The sequence below is a fragment of the Bacillus sp. B28 genome (assembly GCF_029536185.1).
Lineage (GTDB): Bacteria > Bacillota > Bacilli > Bacillales > Bacillaceae > Bacillus > Bacillus halotolerans.
The window spans coordinates 3,144,618-3,170,388 of record NZ_CP120511.1; the positions used below are offsets into that span (position 1 = coordinate 3,144,618).

The 25,771-nt window shown below is 42.9% G+C and carries 23 protein-coding genes; 3 read left to right on the plus strand and 20 right to left on the minus strand.

Going from position 1 to position 25,771, the window contains the following annotated elements; translation table 11 throughout:
- Nucleotides 1-19: 19 nt before the first annotated feature.
- From P3L57_RS15720 to degQ, 4 genes are all read right to left on the minus strand, one after another.
- The gene (locus P3L57_RS15720; RefSeq protein WP_069486981.1) at nucleotides 20-2,338 is read right to left on the minus strand and encodes a sensor histidine kinase; all 2,319 of its coding nucleotides are present in this window, start codon (nucleotides 2,336-2,338) and stop codon (nucleotides 20-22) included.
- A 19-nt stretch (nucleotides 2,339-2,357) separates the two neighbouring features.
- Entirely contained in the window at nucleotides 2,358-2,534 is a 177-nt protein-coding gene (gene comX, locus P3L57_RS15725; RefSeq protein WP_041906074.1) for a competence pheromone ComX, read from the minus strand.
- Between the two features lie 14 nt (nucleotides 2,535-2,548).
- Nucleotides 2,549-3,442, minus strand: a complete 894-nt coding sequence (locus P3L57_RS15730) for a polyprenyl synthetase family protein (protein WP_306481639.1) — start codon at nucleotides 3,440-3,442, stop codon at nucleotides 2,549-2,551.
- A gap of 130 nt (nucleotides 3,443-3,572) precedes the next feature.
- Nucleotides 3,573-3,713: a degradation enzyme regulation protein DegQ gene (degQ, locus tag P3L57_RS15735; RefSeq protein ID WP_024122683.1), complete on the minus strand. Its 141-nt coding sequence runs from the start codon at nucleotides 3,711-3,713 to the stop codon at nucleotides 3,573-3,575.
- Between the two features lie 460 nt (nucleotides 3,714-4,173).
- On the opposite strand from degQ, the gene P3L57_RS15740 reads away from it, so the two are divergent.
- Complete coding sequence (locus tag P3L57_RS15740) at nucleotides 4,174-4,542, plus strand: YuzC family spore coat inner layer protein (protein ID WP_044158947.1); 369 nt, start codon at nucleotides 4,174-4,176, stop codon at nucleotides 4,540-4,542.
- Here the strand turns inward: P3L57_RS15740 and P3L57_RS15745 are convergent.
- The 16 genes from P3L57_RS15745 to P3L57_RS15820 all read right to left on the minus strand — a co-directional run bounded on the left by P3L57_RS15745 (nucleotide 4,518) and on the right by P3L57_RS15820 (nucleotide 22,749).
- Nucleotides 4,518-5,747, minus strand: coding sequence for an EAL and HDOD domain-containing protein (locus P3L57_RS15745; RefSeq protein WP_059334756.1), 1,230 nt, complete (start codon nucleotides 5,745-5,747; stop codon nucleotides 4,518-4,520). The genes P3L57_RS15740 and P3L57_RS15745 overlap by 25 nt on opposite strands.
- A gap of 135 nt (nucleotides 5,748-5,882) precedes the next feature.
- Nucleotides 5,883-7,352 carry a nicotinate phosphoribosyltransferase gene (locus P3L57_RS15750; protein WP_024122686.1) on the minus strand — a complete coding sequence of 490 codons (1,470 nt, stop codon included), beginning with the start codon at nucleotides 7,350-7,352 and terminating at the stop codon, nucleotides 5,883-5,885.
- Nucleotides 7,353-7,367: 15 nt separating this feature from the next.
- Nucleotides 7,368-7,919, minus strand: coding sequence for a cysteine hydrolase family protein (locus P3L57_RS15755; protein ID WP_044158950.1), 552 nt, complete (start codon nucleotides 7,917-7,919; stop codon nucleotides 7,368-7,370).
- Between the two features lie 95 nt (nucleotides 7,920-8,014).
- On the minus strand, nucleotides 8,015-8,413 hold the full coding sequence (locus P3L57_RS15760) for a YueI family protein (RefSeq protein WP_059334761.1): 399 nt from the start codon (nucleotides 8,411-8,413) through the stop codon (nucleotides 8,015-8,017).
- A 70-nt stretch (nucleotides 8,414-8,483) separates the two neighbouring features.
- A complete protein-coding gene (locus P3L57_RS15765; protein WP_069486980.1) occupies nucleotides 8,484-8,732 on the minus strand; it encodes a YueH family protein in 249 nt (82 codons plus the stop codon).
- A 73-nt stretch (nucleotides 8,733-8,805) separates the two neighbouring features.
- Nucleotides 8,806-9,027, minus strand: a complete 222-nt coding sequence (locus P3L57_RS15770) for a spore germination protein (RefSeq protein ID WP_069486979.1) — start codon at nucleotides 9,025-9,027, stop codon at nucleotides 8,806-8,808.
- Between the two features lie 59 nt (nucleotides 9,028-9,086).
- A complete protein-coding gene (locus P3L57_RS15775) occupies nucleotides 9,087-10,196 on the minus strand; it encodes an AI-2E family transporter (RefSeq protein WP_059292639.1) in 1,110 nt (369 codons plus the stop codon).
- A 409-nt stretch (nucleotides 10,197-10,605) separates the two neighbouring features.
- Nucleotides 10,606-10,842, minus strand: coding sequence for a YuzF family protein (locus P3L57_RS15780; protein ID WP_069486978.1), 237 nt, complete (start codon nucleotides 10,840-10,842; stop codon nucleotides 10,606-10,608).
- 185 nt (nucleotides 10,843-11,027) lie between these two features.
- Nucleotides 11,028-11,558 carry an HD domain-containing protein gene (locus P3L57_RS15785; RefSeq protein WP_044158955.1) on the minus strand — a complete coding sequence of 177 codons (531 nt, stop codon included), beginning with the start codon at nucleotides 11,556-11,558 and terminating at the stop codon, nucleotides 11,028-11,030.
- A 197-nt stretch (nucleotides 11,559-11,755) separates the two neighbouring features.
- A complete protein-coding gene (locus tag P3L57_RS15790; RefSeq protein ID WP_059292637.1) occupies nucleotides 11,756-12,487 on the minus strand; it encodes a (S)-benzoin forming benzil reductase in 732 nt (243 codons plus the stop codon).
- A 63-nt stretch (nucleotides 12,488-12,550) separates the two neighbouring features.
- The gene (gene essA / locus P3L57_RS15795) at nucleotides 12,551-13,003 is read right to left on the minus strand and encodes a type VII secretion protein EssA (protein ID WP_082687825.1); all 453 of its coding nucleotides are present in this window, start codon (nucleotides 13,001-13,003) and stop codon (nucleotides 12,551-12,553) included.
- Between the two features lie 31 nt (nucleotides 13,004-13,034).
- The gene (gene esaA / locus P3L57_RS15800; RefSeq protein ID WP_069486977.1) at nucleotides 13,035-16,232 is read right to left on the minus strand and encodes a type VII secretion protein EsaA; all 3,198 of its coding nucleotides are present in this window, start codon (nucleotides 16,230-16,232) and stop codon (nucleotides 13,035-13,037) included.
- Complete coding sequence (gene essC, locus P3L57_RS15805) at nucleotides 16,229-20,716, minus strand: type VII secretion protein EssC (RefSeq protein ID WP_059353480.1); 4,488 nt, start codon at nucleotides 20,714-20,716, stop codon at nucleotides 16,229-16,231. The genes esaA and essC overlap by 4 nt, the downstream gene beginning before the upstream one ends.
- Before the next feature lie 60 nt (nucleotides 20,717-20,776).
- Entirely contained in the window at nucleotides 20,777-22,132 is a 1,356-nt protein-coding gene (gene essB / locus P3L57_RS15810; protein WP_044158962.1) for a type VII secretion protein EssB, read from the minus strand.
- Nucleotides 22,133-22,146: 14 nt separating this feature from the next.
- On the minus strand, nucleotides 22,147-22,386 hold the full coding sequence (yukD, locus tag P3L57_RS15815; RefSeq protein WP_010331710.1) for an ESX secretion system protein YukD: 240 nt from the start codon (nucleotides 22,384-22,386) through the stop codon (nucleotides 22,147-22,149).
- Nucleotides 22,387-22,455: 69 nt separating this feature from the next.
- The gene (locus P3L57_RS15820) at nucleotides 22,456-22,749 is read right to left on the minus strand and encodes a WXG100 family type VII secretion target (protein WP_003220661.1); all 294 of its coding nucleotides are present in this window, start codon (nucleotides 22,747-22,749) and stop codon (nucleotides 22,456-22,458) included.
- A gap of 516 nt (nucleotides 22,750-23,265) precedes the next feature.
- On the opposite strand from P3L57_RS15820, the gene P3L57_RS15825 reads away from it, so the two are divergent.
- Complete coding sequence (locus P3L57_RS15825; protein ID WP_069487013.1) at nucleotides 23,266-24,489, plus strand: sporulation transcriptional activator AdeR; 1,224 nt, start codon at nucleotides 23,266-23,268, stop codon at nucleotides 24,487-24,489.
- Between the two features lie 101 nt (nucleotides 24,490-24,590).
- Nucleotides 24,591-25,727 carry an alanine dehydrogenase gene (gene ald, locus P3L57_RS15830; RefSeq protein WP_044158964.1) on the plus strand — a complete coding sequence of 379 codons (1,137 nt, stop codon included), beginning with the start codon at nucleotides 24,591-24,593 and terminating at the stop codon, nucleotides 25,725-25,727.
- The last annotated feature ends 44 nt before the right edge of the window (nucleotides 25,728-25,771 follow it).

A 25,771-nucleotide genomic window follows, 5' to 3' on the forward strand; every position in this document is an offset into this window, starting at 1 on the left:
CGTTTACGTTATAAAACCATTACAATTCCATTTCAATATCGGCCTTAAAGCCCTTTCCTTCACTTGTTTCGATTCGGAGGCGTCCATCTAAAGCCCTGACTCGCTCCTTAATGCCAGAAAGACCCATACTCATGGAATGTTCGTTATTTTTCTCCAGATCAAATCCGACACCATCATCCTCATAATGAAGAACAATTTTGTTCTGAATACTGATCAGCATGATAAGCACTTCCGTCGCCTGAGAATGTTTCACTGCATTTGATAAAAACTCTTGAATGATCCGGTACAAATTCAGCTGCGAATCCAAATCAAGCGACGCCGTAAATCTGCCGGTATTTAAACGGATATGAAACGGAACCCGCTCCTGCTGCTGCGCTACCAGCTTGGACAGCGCCTTCACCAGTCCCAAATCATACAAAAGCTGCGGCCGCAATTCATGACACGTCTCCCTCGTCATCGAAATCACATCAGACATCTGCTCATTCATCTGTACGAGCTTGTCCTGCACCTCTTCACGGCATGGATCATCATCCTTCTTAAACTCAGCCAAAAACAGCTCACACTGCCGTTTTAATGATATCAAATCCTGAAGAACCGAATCGTGGAGATCGCGGGCGAGATCAGAACGTTGTTTTTCTTCGATGGTGTACATGAGTTTTTTGAGCCAGACGGGGTTAGCATCTTCCCTTTTTAAAGCTTGTAAATGATCCATAAGTTCTTCAATTTGTACAACGTTTTCCATGGATACACTAGTATAAAACGATAATGTTTTCAGCCATGAAACTTCATCTCTTGTCAACCTCGGTGTGTTGATACTAGATAAACAAAGCAATACATAAGAACTTGTACCTTTTTCCCCTACCTTGATCAAAAACCCTTGATTAACCTCAACAATTTTCCCTATTTCTTTAGTGACGTTTTCAAATTCTGTTTTATATAGCTTCCAATTGGGTTCAACACTCTGTTTGTCAAAGTATATAATTTCTCTATCAGAACCAACTTCAAAGGTGTATGCTTTACTTACGGGTAGAACTTCTAGTATTGTTGTTTTTAAGTTCTTAAATACTTGATCTAAAGCTGATACACCTTTAATTAATTGCGTATATTTAAAAATACTGTCTTGATAATTATATTTTTCCGAAAATCGTTTTAACCGAAATTTATAGTCTAATAATTCTTTAATATAAAAGACCGACAGAAAAATTATGAACGTACATAACGTAATTAAGATGACATTAAAATCCGCTCTTTTACTATCGAATACAATTGACAACCAAACTATACCAATTGTCGGAATGATGGACAAGAAACTATAATATCTAATTCTTCCTAAGATAAAGTCAATATCATAAATTTTATTTACAACGAATTGATAAACCAATGCTAATGGGATAATAATTAAGAACGGCGCAGTCACTATTGCTGAATAAATATATTGCCCAAATAAAACTTCCGGCAAGATATATAAGACCGAAAAAGGAAAAAAAGCAACAGTATTCGAAATCAATAATACCTTCAATAAATAGTAATGATCCTTTTTTCTATAAATTATCCCATAATAGATTATACAAAAATAAACAACTGTAATCTCTATTAAGAATGTTACTAAGTTTATATTACTAATATTCGTAGTAATCCCCGATGGAAGATATTTCTCAGTGAACTCTATTATTACATTAATGATTGGTAGCATGTATAACATGTTCACGGTATAACGTGATGAAAATTTGATGCTTAATTCTTTGAAATATTGATATAGAAAATGCAAATACAAGACAGGTACATTTAAAAAGGTAAAAAGATTAATATATCTATTTATTTCATATCCTCTAGTAACGCCTCCAGCACTTAAATATGCTATCGATATAAACAGCAAAAAATTAATCAAAATATAAGCCGAGTACGTATTTTTCACTCGATTGACCCTATAAATATAAAAAGCACATAACAGACTCAAAGCAAAAAATATACAAGGGATAATATAAATGAAAAAGCTATAAGAATTATTTAAAGAGATATACTCCATATTATGTAATTGAATTTCATGATTATCCCTTTTAACTTTTAAATGTTCAGCTTTTGCTAAATAATTTCTTTTAATATTTTCGCTTGTAGGTTTCTTCCCACTTACTTCGAGTATTAAGTCGCCTTCTTTTAATCCCATATATTTTCCATATGTGGATTTTGTCATTTTTTCAACTTTTAACTCATGATTGGCTGTTTCAGAAACATAAGTACCAACTAAAATACCATTCTGAGTGAAATAAACAATATAAGCAAAATATAAGAGACTAAATAATACTAGCACTATAGAAAAATTTCTTTTAAAGTTTTTCAATAGACCACTTCTCTCTGAATTATTGCTCCCAGAAAATACCCTTGCATTTCTTTGAGAGAGTCATTTTTTTATTGAAAATATCTACAATTGAAGGGATTAGTTTATCTGGAATTCCTATTAAGCTTGCCTCTCCATTTTCTAATTTAGTTAAAACTTGAGGATTCTTCATTAAGTAATCAATCATATCTTGTTTCATAGGTATACCTCTCTTTATAACTTTATATTTATGTTTAATTGATTCATGCTTGCTGTGATTTCTTCCTCATAAAACTTAATCAACATAGATACATATTGATTAAGCCCCGCTTCAAATAATAATTCATCAAATTTAGAGCGATCAGCTATAAGACTATGATAACTTGGTTGGGAATTTATTAATTTTAATATCTTTTCAGAAGCCTCATTAAATTTGCGGTTTAAAAATAAATAAATTAAAGTCTTTCTTTTCTTTCTTATGTCGCTACGCTGATCATTAACTAAACCATAATAGTCATTTTCCAATTGCTTTATTATTCCTATTTTATAAGCATAATCCTCAATAGTTTGATTAAACTCTCCATTTGCAAGCATGGCAGCTAAAACGGCAGACATAGCTGTAAGAGAACCTGATTTTTGTTTCATCATTTGAATGCATTCTTCTTCTGTCTCTGGAAAGTTAATTAAATCGTCATGTTGCCCCTGCATAGCATTTAAAGCATATTTTAAAGTGAGCCGCTGATATTCAGCCTTATCGCTAATAGAACAAATGGTTTCTAACCCTAAGGTATAAAGGGTAGTTGCAGCATTTAGAGAGAGAGAAGAATCTATTTCCATCCATTTTTTTTCAAAGTTGTCCTCATCCTCTAAATCATCAAATATATCGAAGGATATGATTAAAAGCTCAATTCCTCCAGCCAACGTTAAAATATGCAAATAACTGTTACCTCTTAATGCTACGTAATGCTTATAAGCCAGGATACCAAAAGAAAAGTGGTTTTTCTCATCGATAAAGTTGATTAAATACTTTTTCAAATCCAAATTTCGAATTTTTTCGTGTACAATCTCCTTCATCTTTTTTTTAATCGAAATTTCATCTAAACACATTTCCTTACTAATATTCTTCACCCTCCCATTCCATTTTACTAAATGGGACATTTAAAGGACAGCAGGTTTTTCGTTTTTTAACAATCATATAATACTTTATCCATTTATTGTACGGGAAGAACGAAAAAAAAGACTTGTTTCCAAGTCTTTTTTACGAAATTTTCATTGCGTATGTGTATTTATCGAGCTGATCAATGCTTTTGTTAATGTTTCGTAATGAATCTGTCGTTTCTTTAATATCAAGTTCGAGTCGGAATAATAATTGTTTTACTTCTTCAAGTTTCTTTTCCATCGTTTCCACACTCCTTTTTTTGAAAGATCAATGAATTGTGTATGGTGAACGAGTCCTAGGTATTTGATCTGTTACTAATAGTGTATCTGGTTTCGGCTTATTTTTCACCGAAAAGTATACAAAAAGATCCTGCGTGACACCGCAAATATCAATAGGTCCTTATACTCAAAGGAATCACAATAAGAACGGGACTATTTTTCTATGCGGAAAAACGGTGATTTCGGATGAAATTGAGAAAGATTCTTAATTTCCTTGATTTTATTGTGTTTATCTGTTTCACAATGTAAGACTATAGTCCCCCTTGCCGCTTTTTCAAAATTCAATATGCGATTCTTGGCGTATCGTGACCGACAAACACCGAAAAGACCGCAACGCAAAGTTGTGGCCTTTTCGCTTAGTCATATCCGGCACCTGAGTGATCTATATATATAGACATATCCCCTTTTTGCGAGGTGCTTCCATGAGATACCCTTATCCTTGGTTTTACATCTATCCGTACGCCATACGCCGTCCGCCCGCTCCTGCCGCCAATACAGAGATCTTTATCCGTTCCGCAAAGGATGCCGCTGGGCTGCTCGCTGATGCTCAGCTTGTGCTTAGGCGCATTGCGGGGTCACAGGAGCTTTCGCGCCGCCTCATGACCGCAGCGGAACAGTCAGATAAACAAACAGTAAAGCGCCTGATCAAACAGACTGGCGTCCGGCATGATGTTGATTCGGTCTTTAATCCCGATGGCATATACATCAGCCTGATCAGCATGCAAAGCCGAATCATCCTGGCGTTGCGGTGGTCAGAAGACCGCAATTACTTTTCGCCCATGAGCTTATGACACCACTCCAAGGCTTCCAAATAACAGTCGTACGCTTCTTCCTTGTCCAATTCTTTTGCTAATTCTCCGCAAGAGTCCCAATTGTTGGTTTCGATTAACTTCACAAGCTCAAGCATTTGGTAATAGTCATTTTGATGACCTAATAACGCTTGACCGACTTCATCTATTAAAGGCAATTCTTGAATAATCTCTTCTATTTCTCTGTGCAAAAGGGTGTCTATGAGAGAAAACATCCCGATCAGCATATACGAGGCCGGCTGCGGGCGCGCTGTTTTTCTTGCCAACAGTTCACATAGCTTTGCTCTCATTAAAGAAATTTTTATGATTTCGTGTTTGCTCGAATTCCCTTTTCTGCTTAAATCCTTAAAGGAAAGAATGTATATCCACCGTTTGATTTCGTTAAACCCAAGAAGCATGATAGCCTGCTTAATGCTGTCGATCTTTTGGGTTAAACGGCTATGAGAAGAGTTTAAGAATTTTAAAATTTGATATGACAGCGATAAATCACGTTCTATGTACTCAGTTACACGCTGGATGTTAGGCTGCTCTTTGCTTAATTCGTTGAGCAATTCATAGTAAGAATAAAAATGGGTCGACAGATCATGGCCGCTGATGATGCGCGGTTCGCTGAAAAAGTAGCCTTGGAATAACTGAAAGCCATCTTGCGCCGCTTGTTCATATTCTTTGCGTGTTTCTACTTTCTCAGCTAAAAAAATCAGGCCGCAATAGCTGTAGGTTTGCAAAATGTTTCGGCGTTCCATTCGGGTGGTTTTAAGAAAATCAACTTTCAATATATCAATATAGCTCATGAGCTTTTCCAATAATTTTTCATTTTTCGGGTTAATCGCGTAAAAATCATCGAGTGCCAGCGTATACCCCATTTTTTTCAGCTCTCTGCACCTTGAGACGAGAGCCGGAGTGATCGGTATATCTTCAAGGATTTCAATCACTAGCTGTTTTGGATTGAAGGAGGTGGGGAGATCCGAAAACATCAGGCTTTCAGTGAAATTGACAAAACAGCGTTTTCCTTCCGTCAGCTTCTCGATTCCGATGTTTAAAAAGCTGTTAATCACCAAATCTGTTGTAGCCTGATCGCCGTCTGCAGCGGAATACACATTCTCTTCGCTCTCTCTATATAAAAGTTCATAAGCGACAACCTGTTCTTTTCTGTTAAATATAGGCTGTCTTGCAACAAACACCCTCATTGACTTATCCTCCTTACAAAACACGCGGCTTTCCACCCTAAGTATATCAAAAAATTTGACGAAATTTGTCTAAACATGAAAAATATTATTCCCACAAAAAAACTGGCCTCTTCGCGAACGAAAGGCCAGTTTGCTTTATTCTTCGAGCTCTTCTTCAAGTCTGCTTTTCACTTCATGGATCCGCTGCATTTTGTTGCTCCAGCAGTCCTCGCTTAAATCAACCGGGTATTCTTCAGGTTTGCTGATTCTCTTATATTCCTCCCACAGAAGGCTGAGGTTGTCTTGTACATATTGCTGAATGTCAGAAATCTCAGGGTTCTGGTAGCATAGGATGCCTTTTTCAAAAATCAGTTCGTGAAGATCCTTCGCATAGAAATTCGTGACGAATTTGCTGATGAAGGTATGAACCGGGTGAAACATTCTCAGCCGCTTCTGGTCATTCACCTGCTCGTCATAAAGCGCAATGTAATCTCCTTCAGAATGATGATTTAACTGATTAATAATCCGGTACACTTTCTTTCTGCCAGGTGTCGTCACTTTGTCAGGGTTGGATGAAATTTTGATCGTGTCGACCATTTCTCCGTTTTCTTCGATGGAGACGAGCTTATAAACCGCGCCGAGAGCCGGCTGGTCATAGGCTGTAATCAACTTCGTGCCGACACCCCAGACATCTATGCGGGCTCCCTGAGCCTTTAAATTCATAATGGTATGCTCATCCAGGTCGCTTGACGCAATGACTTTCGCGTCTGTAAACCCTGCTTCATCAAGCATTTTCCGGGCTTTTTTTGACAGGTAAGCCAAATCGCCGCTATCCAGGCGGATGCCAATGAAGTTGATGCGGTCTCCGAATTCCTTGGCAACTTTAATCGCATTCGGCATGCCTGAACGAAGCGTATCATACGTGTCGACTAAGAAGACGCAATCCTTATGCGTTTCCGCGTATTTTTTGAACGCTGTATATTCATCGCGGTAGGCCTGCACAAGGGCATGGGCATGTGTGCCTGATACCGGGATATTAAAGCGCTTTCCAGCTCTTACATTGCTTGTCGCGCTGAAGCCGCCGATTAACGCTGCTCTCGCTCCCCACATAGCCGCATCCATTTCATGCGCCCGTCTTGTTCCGAATTCAAGTGCAATTTCATCGCCAATGACGCCCTTGATGCGCGCTGCTTTTGTCGCGATTAATGTTTGGTAATTCACAATGTTAAGCAAAGCTGTTTCAATAAGCTGCGCTTCTACAAGGGGAGCTTCCACCCTCATAATCGGCTCATTGTTAAAAACCAGCTCTCCTTCTTTCATGGAATAAAGAGAACCTGTAAAAGATAAACCGCTCAAATAATCAATAAAATCTTCATGGTAGCCAAGCTCATCTCGTAAATAAGTCAGGTCACTATCGGTAAACTTGAAGTTTTCCAGATATTCAATGGCTTTTTCCAAGCCCGCAAAAACCGCATAGCCATTCTCAAACGGAAGCTTTCTGAAAAAAAGCTCAAAAATCGCTTTCTTTTCATGAATGCCGTCTCTCCAGTAAGTTTCCGCCATATTGATTTGATAAAGGTCTGTATGTAATGACAGGCTGTCATCTTTAAAACCGTACTCTAACACTGTTTTTCCCCTTCCTTACTCTGCCACTTGCGCTCCGATGCTATTTGCAAAATGGGAAAGAGCCCACGTATGACCCTCCTGATTAAAGCTGGCAACAGCCTGTTTATGCACAACAATCCGGAAACCTTTGTTGTATGCATCAACCGCTGTATGCAAGACACAGATATCTGTGCAGACGCCGGCTAAATGCAGCTCGTCAATCTGCCGCTCTCTGAGTTTCAGTTCTAAATCAGTACCCGCAAAAGCAGAATATCTCGTTTTTTCCATGTAATATACATTATGATCATGTGCATGTTTCTGATATAGAGGCAAAAGCTTTCCGTACAGGTCTTTTCCTTCCGTACCCTTAATATTATGCGGCGGGAACAGACGGGTTTCAGGGTGATACTGATCCCCTTCATTGTGAGAATCTACTGCAAATACGACGTAATCACCGTTTGTGATAAAGTGTTCTGTCAAATTGACGATCGCCTCTTCAATCATTCTGCCGGGCTCCCCGCAGGTCAATTTTCCATCACTCGCCACAAAATCATTCGTATAATCAATACAAATAAGTGCTTTTTTCATAGCCGGCCTCCCCGCCATCAGTATGAGAACATTATATCTTATCTCCCGTTGTAAGGGAATTGCCATGAATAAAAAGACAAACGGTCCGTTTGTCTCTAAGATTTCAGCACCGACCGGTTAAAAATGTCGTCCTGAATATATATAGATTCATGATTTACCGCACTGTCCGCTGCAATGACAAGGCCTAAAGGCGTATGAAACTGAAGGTCAGATACGACTTTAAAAGGCACTCCGTTTTGGTTCGCCATTTTTACATAAGGTGAATAAGACTGATACTGAAGCTCTCCATTGATAAGAAGAGATATATTTTTATTGCGTTTAAACGCTTGCTCCGCTTCGTCATACGGTTTGCTTCTGAGCACCTGCCCTTTCGTCAGTGCCAAAAGCACTCTTTCCCGCAATGAGCCTAAAAACAAATGGCGCTCGTCAGGTTTTGTTTCCAGCGGCCCGTACATTCCTTGCTGCAAATAGAGATCCAGCGTTTCATCACTCAAAAGCTCGTCCTCCCGTCTTGTTTGTCTTCATTATCGCCTGATCCTGCGGGGGCTAAACTTTCAAGGGCTGTTACATTTCCGTTACCCAGTGAATGATTTTTTTTGCCAGCTCACCAGCAGGCTCGTCCGCTGTATGCCGGCGCAAAGAAGCCTCCAGCCGTTCAGGCAGCGATGTTTTTTCTTCCTCGTATGAAATAATCGTGCTCCACTCCAGCTGCGGAACGGCTACTAGCGTATGCAGCTCTTTTCTGTTTTCATGCAGATATACATCAGTGATCATTCCTGTTTGTGTGCTGATATTTGCTTTTCTGATTTTCATAACATGACCTCGCTAACTAAAAGACTATCCATATTATACAATAAAAAAGCAACAGCCTCTCTAGAAAAGGCTGTTACCAGTTAAACGAAACGGTATCATCAATGATATCGGCATCGTTTAAAATTGTTTTACTATATTCGTTATTGATCTTCACAAAATCCCCCAGCTGAAATGTGCCAGACCCAGCACCTGTGTGATCGACGCTTTTCGGCGCAATCGCAAACACATCTCCAAAGCTGGCCGCAGCATCACCTGATATAGACATAATATATATCGGCCCTACAATCGCAGGCATTTCCCCACCTCCGCACTGATTTACAGCATCATATGCGGAAAGGAGCCAATGGTGCCCGCCTATTCAGCGGGACGTTCGTTTTCTTCAAGGCGTGACCGCTGGCGCAGCTTGATCAGCCGCACGATATTCAGGAAAAACGCTTTGACTACCGCATACACCGGCACAGCTAAAATCATGCCGAGAATGCCGCCGAAGCTTCCTGCTCCAATCAACAGCAAAATGATGGTAAGCGGGTGCGTATTCAAACGTTTTCCGATAACGAGCGGAGAAAGCAGATTTCCGTCGAGCTGCTGAACGATCACAACCACAATGATCGCAAAAAGCGCTTTGGCCGGTGAATCCATAAAGCCGATAATAACAGCCGGCGCAGCGCCGAGAAAAGGCCCGACATAAGGAATGATATTTGTAATGGCCATGACAATTCCAAGAATCAGCGCATATGGCAGCCCGGTAATCAAGTATCCGATAAAGCACGCTGTCCCTACAAAAAGACAGATTAACAGCTGTCCCTGAAAATACGCAGCGAGTGTGTCGGATAAATCTTTAAAGATCTTTAGACCTTCTGTCCGGTAAGAAGCCGGAAGAATTTTGACTGCCAGGTGCGGAAAGCGGTGTCCATCCTTCAGCATATAAAAGAGGATAAACGGAACAGTGATAATGACAAGTGTGATATTTGTCACGACACCAAACACCGCCGATAAACTGGATGTAATATTTTGCGGCAGGTTTTGGAGAAAGCTTGTCAGAGACTGTTCAATTTTTGATATGGATACATAATCCTGTGTCATCATCCAGGTAAACCACTGAGAGTGAGATAAATCTTTTGTTAATGCCTGAATCTGTTTTATATATTCAGGAAGATTGTTAAACAGCCCGGTTACCTGCGATGTAATGACAGGCCCGACTGCCGCAGAAACAAAGGCTAGCAAACCGATAAATGCTAAATAGATGAGCAGAATCGATAATGTCCGCGGCATTTTTTTCTCAAGCAGTCGGACGACCGGATTAAAAATAAAATACAGAATTCCGGCGATCAGCATCGGGAAAAACAATGTCGAGATAAACACGATAAACGGCTGAAACACAAATGAAACTTTTGTTGCTACGAAAATAATCAGCAAAACAAATAAAATTTGCAATGTCCAAAAATGGACTTTTGATTTCAACAAGCTTGTTCCTCCTAGTTTTTCTTTGTCTATCAGATAAAAGACTTGCACCCCATCATTGTAACAAAAATGAACTGATATCAGAACTCTTAATCAGCGAACGGACTGTTGATTATGCAGGCTGTGACATACGGCAGGGACGCCGCACTGATTTATGTACTTGTGGACTAGCTTAACGTTTAGAATTTATCCTGCTTGATGTGAATCAAAACGATAGAATGACCGAGAGGCAGCGGCGCTGTGCTCCGTTTGCCGGGAAGCCCCGTTTATATGTAAAGGTTGCGGGCGGGTATCACTTCGGTTGTTGTTTACGCTTTATTTCAGATAACCGCTTATGACGGGGCGTTTTTACAGCGCTTAACTGAAAAATAGGACGTCCCGGTGTACGCCTATTTTTCAAGCGCAAGCACTGTTACACCCGTTCACTGTAATCTGGCGTGACGGAAATCATGTGCTGGATACTGATTAAAAAAACAGAATTTCGGGCTGCTTCAATGATGATGTGGTCCGGTTTTACATCAATCAGTCTGCCTCTGACCGTGTCTCGTACTGTCTGGATAATGAATTTTGAGCCAATGAGCTTTTTGATGGTCTGATAGACATAAGGATCGACTAATGAGACCAGTTGAGGACTACCTTTGTTGGCCATACTTCAATCCCCTTTATATGTTTTATCTCAGCTTATGCCACGGTTAAGGATAATGACACAGGCTTACCGGATAACACCAGGGGATGCGGAGACGATTGGGGAGTGTGATTCACGCGGGTGTAAGGAAATGGTGATGAAACGGAGACAGCGAAGAAAGCGGACGCTGTTCCGAATACAGGCGGGACCTATACAGGCTTTTTTATAGAAGACTGGGCTTGGTCGATTAATCGGTCCAGTTTTTCTATTTTTTTCAGTGCGGTTGCTTCGTCAATTTGTCGGTAATGATGGTGGCCGCCAGGTTCTTCATCAAGTTCGTCCGCTTTTTTGACAATCTGCTGCAGCGTATTTTTATCGAGTTCACCTTCAGGCAGATAGGAATCGGTATGAAGCAAAATGGCAAGGGCAATCTCCTTCGCCGCTTTCGGTTCTTCACCAAGACGAATCAAGAGCTTATGCGCCCGTTCCGCCCCTTTAATGGCATGGATGTCATTTCTTCTGTATTTCTCATAATCCCATTTTCCGTCTGTATACCATTCATAATGTCCGATGTCATGCAGCAATGCCGCTTTTGCGGCTAAATCAGGGCTGATATCAGCCTTTACAGACAGCCTGTATGCATGATAGGCGCAGGCAATCGCATGAGCCACGCCGGAACGCTGTAAATATTTTTGTGCAATTGGATGGGTAAAGACATCCATTAATGTAACCTTTCTCATGGAAACCCCTCCTTTAGATATTTTTAGAATCCTAACATAATTTGCAGAGAAACTCAATTCTTATGTCATATCATTTTTGTTTACTTTTCATGTTTGTTATACCCTAAAAGCAGAGTTTCAGTCAGTATATGCAGCCGAACTCCGGAATGCTTAAGCTATCGCCTTTTTATATAAAAAAAGAGCAGATTCACTCTGCTCTACAAAAACTCTTTAATATCATATATGCGCCCGTTTTCCGCGCCTTTCTCTAATAAAGAAAGCAGCGTGCCGGCAATAAAGGCCGGACTGCGAAGGCTTCCTGTTTCATTCAATTTCCGGAACCGCTCGATATCGTGGAAATCCTTTTTCGATGATGAACGGATGACGGCCTGCATGTCAGTGTCCATGACACCCGGTGAGAAAGAAATCATGTTCACCGGCCGTTCTTCGTCTTCCTGTTCAAATCCGAACGTTCTCGTAAACATATCAAGCCCGGCTTTTGAGCTGCAATACGCGCTCCACCCCTTGTATGGGTTTTTGGCCGCGCCAGAGGTAATATTGACGATTGTTTTTCTTCCGCTGAAAGCGGCAAACTGTTTGGTAAACAGCTGGCTCAAGAGCACGGGCGCTGTCAGATTAAGCTGATAATGGCGCTGCAGCTCTTCAAGAGACGCTTCTCCAGCGCGTTTGATCGGCGTTACCATTCCAGCATTATTGATCAGTGTGATGGCTGAATAATCAGCCGGATTGATGGATGAAAGCACTGTTTTGAATTGCTGCTCAGCCTCTGTGAGATTGATCAGGTCGATCTGGTGCTGTGTCAGTTTCTCATGAGAAACATCTGTTGTTGTTCTGGACAGGGCATGTACTTCATGGCCTTTTTCCAGAGCCTGTAATGCAATGGCTTTCCCTAGTCCTTTTGACGCTCCGGTGATGATATAAAGTTCCATTGGAAACCTCCTCCTTCCGTTCTTATTGTACGGACCGCTTTTATGCAAAACAAGCGCGGGCGCTTATGCCTTTTTATTTTCCTGCACGATAACCTTTGGTATGAGAAAAACAATGCCTGCGATCCCGAGCAGAATCAGCACGATATAGATGATCGGAAGCAGGAGTGAAGATGAACCTTTTTCTTTCATTTCCGTTGATGACGCTTTTGTGATCGGTTTCTCGGCAAATGTAATCCCCAGCTGTTTAGATTGAGCCGCGATGGTGTTGGAGCCCTCGGCATCTGTTGATGTAAACAAATCCTTTATCAGCTCGGCGTCCCGATCCTTCGGCTTATCAAAGGTAATATCCTTTTGCTCCTCAGGCAGTTCTGTTTTCTCCTCATAGGAAGAATCTTCATGCAAATAATTCGTATCGATTTCAATGTCTTTCTTTTCATATTGGTTTGGCGCGACATCCGTATTTTCTTCGGTTTCGGCAGCAGCGGCAGAGGGTATGAAAAGGGAAAAGGAGAGCATACATATCATGATCCCCTTTTCCAAGCTGCGATTACGCTTCATACGTTTCATCGCTTTCCGCTGTTTTTTCTGCTATCAAGCGAATGACAAGCGGCAGAGCCGCTGCAATCAACGTAATGATCAGCAGAACCGATATTCCCATTGTAAACAAATGCCCTGTTCCGTACTGGATGTCGATGTATACCTTAGACACCGGATCTTCAAATGTGAAGTTCGGCATAATTAAATCAATAAGCGGCGCAACATAGAATAAAATCATTGCCGCTGAAGCAACCCATCCAGGAATTGATCCGAATCGGAATGCCGCCCGGATAAAGGCAGAGCTTGCGACCAGCAATAAAATCGTAAATACAGACCACTTAATCGTCTGATCGTCCGGCAGTGAATAAATATTCAAACCGAACAAGCTGATCATCAAGCCGACAAGGATATTCAGAATTCCGAAAAGCGCTCCTTTGACGAGCAGCGGCGCATTCTGATAATACGAGCTGAAATATCCGATTAACAGACTGCTGATCAAAATAATAACCAGGATGACAACCGGCGGCACCGTCTGAATTTTTTCTTCCGGAACCTGACCGCTGATTTTGAGCGGATTTGCCAAGTAATCATATACATAGCCGTTGTTTTGGCCATCTACTAATGTATTGCCCAGAATGCCGTATACGTCACTGCGTACAAGCTTCGTGGAAGCAACATTTTTACCCCAGTTGTTGTTTAATGTGTCAGCTTTCGTCTGCACATCATTTACGCTTTGCTGCATGTTGGTTGTGTAATCAATAATGCCTGACTGGCGTTCAGATAATGAACCCATCACGTCTGACATTTGCAGCACTTCCTGGCCGACCGTATCTTGCACGCTCAGTGCCATTGTGCCTGACAGGCCATCATTATTGAACGTTGCAGATTCCTGCGCCGCGCCGGTTACAAGCTGTTCTGAAGCTTTTGACGCACTCTCAGAGATTTTCGTCAGTTCGTCGAGAACACCGGCTTGAGAATCACGGATATAGCTGCCGTAGTTGTCTGCAAACTCGGTCATGCCGTTGATGAAATTGTCGATGTCTTCATCGGTTTGCATCGTGTTGTTTTTGAGATCTTCCCAGCTTGCTGATTCTTCCGGTTTGATGGCTAGGACTGATTTGACGTTGCCCTGCTGGCCGTCAATGGCATTGGTTTTTGCAGTGCTGTCAACCGTTCCGGATAATACAGAGTCATACACAGATAAATATTTATAGTATCTCATTAAAGCGGAGATGCTTTCTGTATTGATTTCTCCTGGAAATTGAAGCTGATCTTTATTTTCAAGCTCGCGAATCGCACTGTAAATCCCTTCAAACTCCCGCTTCCGTTTCGCTTCGAGATTTTCAAGTTTACCTTCGAGCTTTTTCACTTTGTCTTTCAGGTCATCAATTTCATCATTCAGACCATCCATTTGCTCTTTTAGTTCCTCTAACTTCTTTTTCAGTTCTTCATTATGGGCAGTTTCTTTTTCTTTGAGCTCTTCTTCAATTTGCTTGATTCGCTCAGACGCCTTGCTGAGCTGTTCTTTCGCTTTTGCGATATCAGAAATGTCGTCATTTCCTGGTTGATCTTCATTTCCGGGCTCTGTTGTGTCTCCGTCGCTTCCGGTTCCGTCTTCATTTGCCAGCTGGATAAATTGAAGGGCAGAGTCAGATGAAGCAGTCTGTTCGGCAGATGTGCCCGTTTCGGTTTGTCCGCTGTCCGACTCACCATGGGAGGCATCTCCGTTCTGCTCCTGACCGTCTGTTCCCTGCTGCTGGTCTTGATTCTGATTATTGCCGTCCGTTTGTCCGTCTTTCCCGGTATCACTGCTGTTATCATTGTTTCCGGTGTCTCCCTGTGTATCATCAGGATTTGGGCTGCTTCCATCATCAGGATGATCCGGGTTTTCAGGGGACGGGTTCTCTGGCGCCGGCTCCTCTTTTTCAGGCTCCTTCAAATTGTCTGAAATGTCCTGAATGTCAGCGGCAATGCTTTTCAATTCTTCACGCTGTTTTTCAAGATCGATTTTCAGTTCTTCAGGGTTTTCTTCGTTCGGGTCTTTATCTTCATCATCTGAACCATCATCTCCATCAGGCTGCGGGTCACCTTTCGCAACAGTGAGCGCCTCGCGCGCTTCAACAAGCAGTCCGTATACTTGGTTTAATGCAGCCTGTCTTGATGCGGCCTGATACTGATCGATTAAATTGCTTTGTATATTTGCCATGCCAAGTTCCTGCTGGGGCACTTGGCCTTCCCTGATTTGCTGGGCGCCTGCCAGAACTGTGCTGGTTTGTCCAAGCTGTGTTTTCACTTGGCTGATTCCTGTTGACAGGCCGCTCATCTGCTCGCTGAACTGATTGGCCTTTTGCTGTGCTGAAATGGCATCCAATCCTGTCTGGATTTGCTGCTGAGTTGAATCCTGGGCTGCCAATAGCAGCTTTTTTTGATTTTCTTGATATTCTTTGTATCGTTCAACTGTATCAACGAAGTCTTTCAGCGTGTTTTTTGCTTCCTCCGCTGTCGAAGCTTTTTCTTTTGTCGTGCCTTGGGCTTCATTCATTGATTTCTTCAGCTCATCGATTAGGTCTTTCTGGCGTTTGATTTCACCTGCCAAATCGTTAGAGCTTGGTTTGTAGAAATTGTACATGACATTTTGGAATTCAGATTCTTTATTGACGATCTTGTCAAACTCTCCTCTGATATTGTCCACTTTTTGTGAGACAAAGTTCCAATATAAGGCCGACATTTTTTTGTTCATTGTTTTCTGGGCATCTTCAAGCTCACGCTGCACTTTTTCTTTGTTGACCGCATTCAGGTTATCTTGAATGCTGAACTCAAGCGTGGCTTTTTGAGGACGCTCTTTGTCATAGCTCAAAATGTTTTTTGAGAAATCTGAGGGAATGTAGACAATCGCATCGTATTTTTTCGATTTCAGGCCTGTTTCGGCTGCACTTCGGTTCACGACCGTCCAAGAATAATCAGGACGTTCCCCCAGAACGGCAGCAACTTCCTTACCGAACTGGGCGGATTGATCATCTTCATCGTCCGCTTTCACCTCATCACTCAATACGCCTGTGTCTTCATTCACCACTGCGATTTGCCGCGTGGAATTGGCTGCTTTTTTCGCCGGATCTTCCCCAATGAACCGGAAAAACAAAACCGGCAGCAGCAAAATAATGATGACGGCGGATATTAACTTGATCAAGTTTTTTCGTTGTTCTGTCATCTAGCACTCTCCCTTTCAGCAGAACATAAAGGAATTTGAACTTTTTGCTCCTTCCCGTTTTCCACAACATATCCGAAGCCCGGCTGAATCTCCGGCTCCTGTCTTTGGTACGGAAGAGGAATGACATTTTGTTCAGATTTTTTCATCAGCAGGATAGCGTGTCTGATTTGCTTCATCTCAGTCGTCAGGGAATCATAGCCTTTGGAGAACTCACTGTGATTGCCTGCCGGAATAAAGCTGAAGCCAAGATGCGCGTAAGATTTCATAAAGTTCGCCAAGCGGTCTTGAATTCTCGTATCGATCGTCTGCTGGAATCTCGTAATTCCGTCAATCATCAGAACCACTTGAGAGAATCGCAGGCTTTGTGCGTCTCCCTGGCGAACGGCTTCTACATACATTGCTTCTCTTGTTTTAAAAATGTCTTCTGCTGTTTCAATCCACTGCTCAATATCATCTTTTGTTTCCAAATATGCGACATCTGTTTCTTTCGCATATTTGGATAAACCGCGATCGATCGAGTCAAACAAACCGATCATTTCCGTTTCATCATCAAGCAGATGCTCAAGCATCACTTTTAAGACGTTTGTTTTTCCTCGCTGTGTCTGCCCTAATATCAGACAATGCTTGTGCTTAGCCAAGTCAAAGTACACCGGGCTGACACTTTCTTCATGAAGCCCGATCGGCACAGATAAAGGCTTGCGTTCCAGCTTGAAGCGGAGAGAAAACTCTCTCGTCGACAGGCTTTCCGGCAGCATCGGAATCGGAGCCGGCTGCTGAAGTGAAGCATAGCGATCCTGAAGAACCTGCACTTCTGCTTTCAGCTCGTTGAACATGCCGATATCATCCTCTGCTTCAACAGGCAGGAACATTTGGGCGAAATAAAGCTCTTCTTTTTGAATGATCACGCGCCCCGGGATCGGCTCAAGGCTGAACTTCGGCCGTCCGTAAATGGAATATCCCTCAGATTGATCCATCAGATAATGGACAACCTTTGTTTTCAGGTTGTTCAAGAGCGACTGGCGGACAGCATTTACGCGCGTTGCCGTCAGCATAAAGTAAATCCCCAAGCTTTGTCCGTCTCTGGAAAGCTGGACAAATTCCGATTCAAGCTCATGCATCTCATCCTTGACGATATCAAAGTTGTCGATTGTGATGAAAATGAATGGAAGCTCTTCTTCGCTCAGCGCATTGTACATTTTGATATGGCTGATTTCTTTTTCACGGAACAGACGTTTTCGGCGGTCGATTTCCTCTTTGATCCGGATCATGAACTTTTCAATTTTTCTCGACTGATCCATCAGGAAGTAATCCGCCGTGTGCGGCAGCTTCGCTAATGGCAGGAGCGTTCCGTTCCCGAAATCAAAGATATAGACATGAAGCTCTTCAGGCGTGTAGACGTCTGCAAAACTCATCAGGAATGTTGCCGCTGCAATCGATTTTCCATAGCCTGAGGAGCCGAAAATGCCGATATTTCCGTCTTCCATCATTTTATAAGCAATCGGCGCCTGTCTTTGCAGATCAGGTTCATCAACATAAGCAAAGTGGAAATGGTCCTTTTCTTCTGATGGGAAAAGAGTGCGCGGGATACGTTCCGCAAGCGGCGGCAGCCAAGGGCTCGGCAGCTTCTCGATTCCCATTTCCTCTTGAATGCGTTCGATTTCGTCAACCACTGCTTCGATTTCTGACTGAACCTCTTTTTTCGCCATTTCTTCCGTGTCGACCTCAGAAAGCGGGATCAGGCCGGTATCCGTGACAATCGCGATTTCATCCTCTGTTCCGTAAACTTCCTCTAAGTAAGGGGCCCCGCTCCAGGCGGATTGGAACAGCTCGTACACTTCATTGTTTCCGACCTGCAAATAACCGCGTCCGGTAACCGTGATGTTCGCGGCATCGCTGTTTTTCAAAATCTCTTTACTATCGGTGGCATCCTGAACTTTAAGCGCTACTTTAAAGCGCGAGTTACTCCAGATTTGGTCGTCGATGATACCGCCCGGCTTCTGTGTCGCCAAAATCAAATGTACGCCAAGGCTTCGGCCGATACGTGCGGCACTGACAAGCTCTCTGATAAAATCAGGCTCTTCGCTTTTCAGCTCTGCAAATTCATCTGAAATTAAGAATAAGTGCGGCATTGCTACTTCTGCTTTCCCCTGCTTGTACAGCTTTGTATAGTCATTGATGTGATTGACTTGATATTGATCAAACAGACGCTGCCTTTTTTTCAGCTCGCTTTTAATCGAAGCGAGCGCGCGCATACTGAAGTTTTGGCTGCCTTCAATATTGGTGATCGTGCCAAGCAGGTGGGGAATATTGCGGAACGGCTGCGCCATTCCTCCGCCTTTATAGTCAATTAATAAGAAAGCCGCTTCATGCGGGTGAAAATGCACCGCAAGTGACAAGATGTAGGTCTGGAGAAATTCACTTTTCCCCGAACCTGTCGTCCCCGCAAGCAAACCGTGCGGACCGTGGGCTTTTTCGTGAAGGTTCAGATGCACAATGTCATCCTTCCCTTTATAGCCGATCGGCACCGACAGCGACTTTGACGATTCACTCGTCAGCCACCTTTGCTGGATTCCGATTTCTTTTACTTCCTTCGCATGGAAAAGCTCCAGGAACGAGACCATTTCCGGAATGGAGTTCGTAATGCCCACCTGGTGATTCAGCGTGCGAAGCGTGCGTGAAAACCGTTCGTTGTCCTCGCGCTGATGATGATCGAGCCGGAACGGAATTCTTACTGCTTTTTTCTTTTGTATTAAAATGTCGCCTTCATTTTCGTTGATATAGCGGACAAGGGTCGTAATGTTTTCTGATAAACTTTCCTTTGTTTCCGCGGCGACAATTGTAGAGATGCCCAGCTGCTCATGCTGCCCTTCTAAATATTCAAGAATGACGTGCTCTGAAATCAGCTGCTGATTCGTTATGACAAATACAAAATGCGGTTTAAACTGCAGTTTTTCTTTGTCCTCTTCGAGATCGCGCTCTCTGATCAATTCATAAAGTGAGGACAGGAGCTGGTCACGCGTTTGTTCATTATAAATAAAGCCTTTCGCATAAATATGGGGCATTTGAAATTGCGGAAGCCACTTCATCCACTCCCAGTCTTTATACTCCTCTTCATGAAAAATAAAGACGAAGCGCAAATCGTGATAGCTGTTGAAAAACGAAAGCTGGCCGATCAGCTGGTGAATCTCATTCTTAACAATCTGCGATTTCCCGACAAGGCCCATCGGCCCCTCCGCCAAATCGACCGTAACCGGCGCATTGCGAATGTCCTTATAGACACGCTGCATGTGCTGCGATTTCTCCATAAGGTCATCAATATCACGGTTCGCCAAGTCTCCGCCGCTCATATTGATTTCATAGCTTGCAGGAACTGTTCCGGTCCCGAGCCGAACCTGAAGATAATCCTTGCTTTCGAGCGATTTTTCCCAAATTCGGTCACTGATTTCACTTGTTAAGTACTTCATTTGTTCAAAGGAAGGAAAATGAAAGTCAAGAACCTGCTTTTGCTTTTCAGCAAGCGCCTGAAGCTCTTTTCTCTTATTATCTAAGTAAAGCTTATACACGCGCTCCCGCTTTTCCTCGCGTTTTTTCCGCTGGTTTTTATCCCGGAAATATTGAACGGTCGAGGTAATAAGGGTCATCATAAACATTGCCAGTGATACGAGTATAAATATGCCTCGCGGCTGGATGATCGCGACAACCCCCATCACGATCAGCATCACAAGCGGAGGCAGGATGACGAGCCATAGCCCTCTATTGGTTTGATCGCTCTCCTGAGAGGGGAAACTGAAGGACACACGGTCATCTGGCAAATCGTACACCATTCGCGGCGTTCTTCTGTACTGCGGATATTTCTTCTGCATTTCTGTGCTTGGTTTGACCGTTTTGGTTAACACTGTTTCAAGCGGTGTGTAATGAACAATTTCTAAGAGGTCTTGTTCAGTTACTCTCATTTGCGTAAAGTTCCAGAATATTTCATCCCCCGGCTTGAGCGGTGCAGCACCTAGTACCTTCTCTCCATTCAAGAACACATTCCCGCTTTTTGGGAGAATCGACCATTTCTCGCCGATATGCAGTAATGAAAATGTGCTTTGCTCCGCAAAAGCACAATCATTCGGGTTCAGATAGATATCTGCATCTGTCTTTTCTGAGGAACATGTCATTTCGTCTCTGTTTCCTGTAAAATAAACGGATTTTTCAGGCTTGCCGGCAATTAAAAACAGACGTATCTCCTGCTGATCCGTTTGAAGAGAAAATGATGTATCAGTTTCAAGACTGCCCAGGCAATCATTTCCCAGGAAAACATCGTACTGGCCGCCGGATTCCTTTCTTTGAAGAGAAATTACTCCGTTCTCAAACGGAATGGTGCCGATCGTTATGGAATCCTTCACCTCAGGCCCTATGGTCACCGGCTGGGACGCCGGGAGATCAGACAGTTTTAGTTTTTGGACGTTTTGCTGATAGAAAACCCATAATAGACTCAAATGGCGAACCCCCTAACGGCCGAAATACGGCGTGCGATGACCTGAACTTCATGTTTCACTTTATTTGTCATCTTTTTTCTCATCTTTCTTTTCTTTCTCTTTTTTCTCTTGTTCTTCTTTTTTCGCTTTTTCCTCGGCTGCGGCTTTTTCTTCTGCCGCTTTCTCTTCAGCTTGCTGCTTTTCTTTATCTGATTGTTCTTCAGCGGCTTGGCTGGCTGTATCAGTTTCTGCCGAGTCTGTTATCGCTTCTTCTTTTTGTTCTTTCATTTGTTTGGTAATTTGGTCGATCTCGCTTTGTACCGTATCCAATTCTTTTTGCTTTTCATCATCTTTCATACTGTCATCTGCTAATATCTCAGCCTTATATCGAATCAGCCCCAGCCCGATGTACGGGTTATACTCCAGCTTTCTTCCGATACTAACGGCTTCTTTATTCTCGCCTCTCCCTATGTCTATCCAATAAAGAAAGTGCTGTGGATCTGATTGCAGCGTGACCAGATTATTTTCAATTTGTTTCTTTTGAGTGTCGCCTAATTTTTCAACCTCAACATAAGACATTGCAAGCTGATACTGCACTGATTCAGGCAGGCTTTCCGCATCATATTTAGCCAGCGTGTTGATGACCCCGCTGTACTGCTTGTTCAAGAAAGAGCGGTTGCTTTCCACAATCGCCTGATGCTTCGGCTGCGCGAAAAATAAAGCGTACATCGAATAAATCAGAGCCGGCACAAGCAACACAATGAGTCCCAGGCCGATATATCTTTGGATGTTCCATTTCTTTTTCGGGATATGTATGTATGTTTTTGCTTTGGCTTCGAGCTCATCGATATGTGTCTGAATCAGCTCGAGCAGTTCATCATAGGACTTCGCGTCCAATATCGCTTTTGCCTCCGGAGAGAATGTCAGCGTCTCATTGAATTTCAAATAGTCCTCAAATGCAAAAGCGCCGTCGACTGCCAAAGCCGCTGCGGCTTTCAGCTCCTGCCAGACTCTTTCCTCATCATGCTCGTAAGGCGGAATGCTTTCTTTTACGCCGTAATGAAGAAAATATGGGGTCAGTCCTTTATCGAATACAATGTTTTCCGGGGCCACAATCAAATGCAGCCTTGATAACTTGTGCTGCTGTACAGCCTGAACAAGCTGATAGACAAACTGCCATTTGCTTTTTTTATCTTTAGCTTTTATCAAGCGAAATTCTTTATAGGAGGGAGGAGGTTGGATTGTGATGATCACTTCGTCTTCCGTCACATCGATCTCTTTATGAAAAGATGGATTTACATCCTTGATGACGTTCGCTTCGAGACCGTCCAGAAGCTTTATTTTTTCCCGTTGAAAGGTAAATGTATAACCGTCTTCCGTTTTCTGAGAAGCAGCTTCTAATTGGTTTTCTAAATATGATGTTTGTTCACCTGACATTCAACCAGATCCTTTCATAATATTTCAAGCCGGTCTCCGCTTGTAATGCCGCAATCAGATAGCTTGCATTCTCCGGAAAACACCGTATCCTTATTGACCACTCTGATCCAGTGCCCTTCGCGCGGAGGTATGGAAACGCTTTGGGCCTGCCAAGCGATGTCAATGACTTTTTTCACCGGGTGGTAATCTGACAATCTGAGATCAAAGACACTTCCGTTATAATGTTTCAAATCTATCGTAATATCAATATACATGTTCATTCACCCTTACATAGAAAGAGCGCCGTCTTCTGGTGAATCAGGCGCTCCTTCCCTTTCATACTGTTATCCGCGGATTTGATTTGCGATGTCTTGGTCAGTAGACTCAAGAGTATTTGCTGTTTGATCAAGCTGCTGGTTTACATCTTGAAGCAAATCTGACATTTTGATAAATGAAGGTTTGAGCTGCTCGTATTGATCTGCGAACGCTTCGCTAGAAGCACCTTCCCACATGCTTTTTAAATCAGAGATCATTCGGTTTAAACGATCAACCTGATTTAATACTTCTTGGCTTTCAACGCCATATTGCTTCGCCATCGCTCTTAGCTCTTCGGGTGTGACACGAATTAATCCTGCCATATTCCTCATTACCTCCTGTGCCATCAGCCTAAATATGGGCTAATTCACTTATTTTTAGAACGTAATTATTATAAAAACAGTTTTTCGGTACAGTCAAACAAATATGTTTTAATTTTACAAAATGAGTCCAATGGTTTACCTCTCACCTCTTAAAAATTACATATTTTGTTAAACAAATAGGTTTATTTTCTCAATCCACTCCGCCTTCTTCAAATAATCCAAAAGGCCCAAACGATTCTCTAACTCCCAAAAAAAACCTTTCAGAAAATTTGATGCTACAGCACCATCTCTGAAAGGTTCAGTTTTTCAGAAATATTCATCAGCCTGTTCCCCGCCAAGACAGAACATGTATCTCATTATATTTAAAAAGTGTTTTTTGACTTTGTTCACTTCTATTATACTGTCATTCTTTGTTGTTGATTTTCACAAACAAGAACAATCATAATAAAAGCAAGACGATTTGATGTCAAAGAGAGCAAAGAATAAAAGGATGGAAAAGTAGGGATAATGATGACCATGCCAAAGGATCCGTTTAAATACAGTTTTGACAGACTGGAAGATGTGGCTGATCATATCAGTGAAGTGCTGCAATGTCCGATCACCATTGAAGATGTGAACCACAAACTGCTAGCCTACAGCACCCACAGCGATTGTACTGATCCTGCACGGACGTCTACGATCATTGGCAGAAGAGTGCCGGAGAAGGTTATTAATAAATTGTGGAAAGACGGGACGATTCCCGCACTGCTAAAAACGGACCAGCCGATCAGAGTGAAGGAAATTGACGAAGTCGGACTAAGCAACCGCGTCGCGATTTCGATTTGGAAGAACAACCAGGTGCTGGGTTTTATTTGGGCGCTTGAAATTCAAAAAACACTGTCGGATGATGATCTGCTGACATTAAAAATGGCGGCTAATGCAGTCAGAAACAAGCTGCTTAAGCTCCAAATCCGAAAAACGAAAAATGAGGAGCGCAGCCAAGAATTTTTCTGGAAAATGCTGACCGGACACATCTATCAAGAACAGGACATGACGGATGGGTTTAACAAGCTTGGAATGGTCGTTCCCTCTGAATTTTCCGTGATGATCATCCGGGTAAACGGCGAGCTGACCGAAAAAACAGAACAGCAGCTTCATTATCTGCAGGAAACGACCCAGCAAGTTCATGCTCTGCTGACAACCGTTGATTCCAATGAACTTATCATTTTAACCGCGCCAAAAACGGATCGTCCTTTTCAAGATTTAAAACAGTTCGCTTTCAGCACGCAAAGGCAGCTGAGGGAACGTTATAAAATAGAGGATGCTTCTATTGCAATTGGCGGAATATACAACTCCATTTCGTTTGTCTGCCGTTCATACCAGGAAGCATTGTCCGTATTAAAAGCAAAAGAACGATTTGCTGAAGAAACCAAGCATCTTTTCAGTTTTTCAGAATTAGGCATTTATCAATACTTGGACGTGTTAGATGAGAAACGGAAGAAAACGGGATATTTCAACTACTCCCTTTCAAAACTCGAGCAGTACGACCGGGATCACCAGTCCAATATGGTCGAAACGCTCGAACGTTTTATTGAAGCCGACAGCAATGTGAATACCGCTTCTAAGGTCTTGAATATTCACGTTAATACATTGAATTACCGGCTGAAGCGAATCAGCCAGATCGCTGAGATCGATTTAAAAAATGTGAATCAAAAGTTTACTATATATTTGGATATCAAACTTCGAAACAAGGGTTTGTGAAATTTCACAAACCCTTGTTTTTTTATTTTCTTTTTCAAACAAAGAATTTTCCAAAAAATCAAGCTACACTAAACATATCACATATACGGGGGGAAATAGATATGATCATAGGGGTTCCTAAAGAGATAAAAAACAATGAAAACCGTGTCGCATTGACGCCTGGGGGCGTTTCACAGCTCGTTTCAAACGGTCACCGCGTGCTGGTTGAATCAGGCGCAGGCCTTGGAAGCGGCTTTGAAAATGAAGCTTATGAGTCAGCAGGAGCGGAAATCATTGCTGATCCGAAACAGGTCTGGGACGCTGAAATGGTCATGAAGGTCAAAGAACCGCTTCCGGAAGAATATGCATACTTCCGGAAAGGGCTTGTGCTGTTTACTTACCTCCACTTAGCGGCTGAACCGGAGCTTGCACAGGCACTGAAGGATAAAGGCGTCACAGCGATCGCGTATGAAACGGTAAGTGAGGGACGGACATTGCCTCTGCTTACACCGATGTCCGAGGTGGCAGGCAGAATGGCAGCGCAAATCGGAGCGCAGTTCCTAGAGAAACCGAAAGGCGGAAAAGGAATCCTCCTTGCCGGAGTGCCTGGCGTTGCCCGCGGAAAGGTAACCATTATCGGAGGAGGCGCGGTCGGAACCAACGCGGCGAAAATGGCTGTCGGCCTGGGTGCGGATGTGACAATCATCGACTTAAACGCGGATCGCCTGCGTCAGCTTGATGATATATTCGGCCATCAAATTAAAACGTTAATTTCTAACCCGGTCAATATCGCCGACTCGGTAGCCGAAGCGGACCTTCTCATTTGCGCCGTGTTAATCCCTGGTGCTAAAGCTCCGACGCTTGTCACAGAGGAAATGGTGAAACAAATGAAGCCTGGTTCAGTGATTGTGGACGTTGCAATTGACCAAGGCGGCATCGTCGAAACTGTCGATCACATTACGACACACGATCAGCCGACATATGAAAAACACGGCGTCGTTCACTATGCAGTTGCGAACATGCCGGGCGCTGTGCCTCGCACATCAACAATTGCGTTAACGAACGTCACGGTTCCATACGCGCTGCAAATCGCAAACAAAGGGGCAGCAAAAGCACTCGCAGACAATGCGGCACTAAGAGCGGGATTAAACACAGCAAACGGCCACGTGACCTATGAGGCGGTTGCCAAAGATTTAGGATACGAATACGTCCCTGCCGAAAAAGCCTTACAGGATGAATCATCTGTGGCGGGCGCTTAATTCATATTGAGCTTGCAGAAAAATTTCTGCAGGCTTTTTTTATC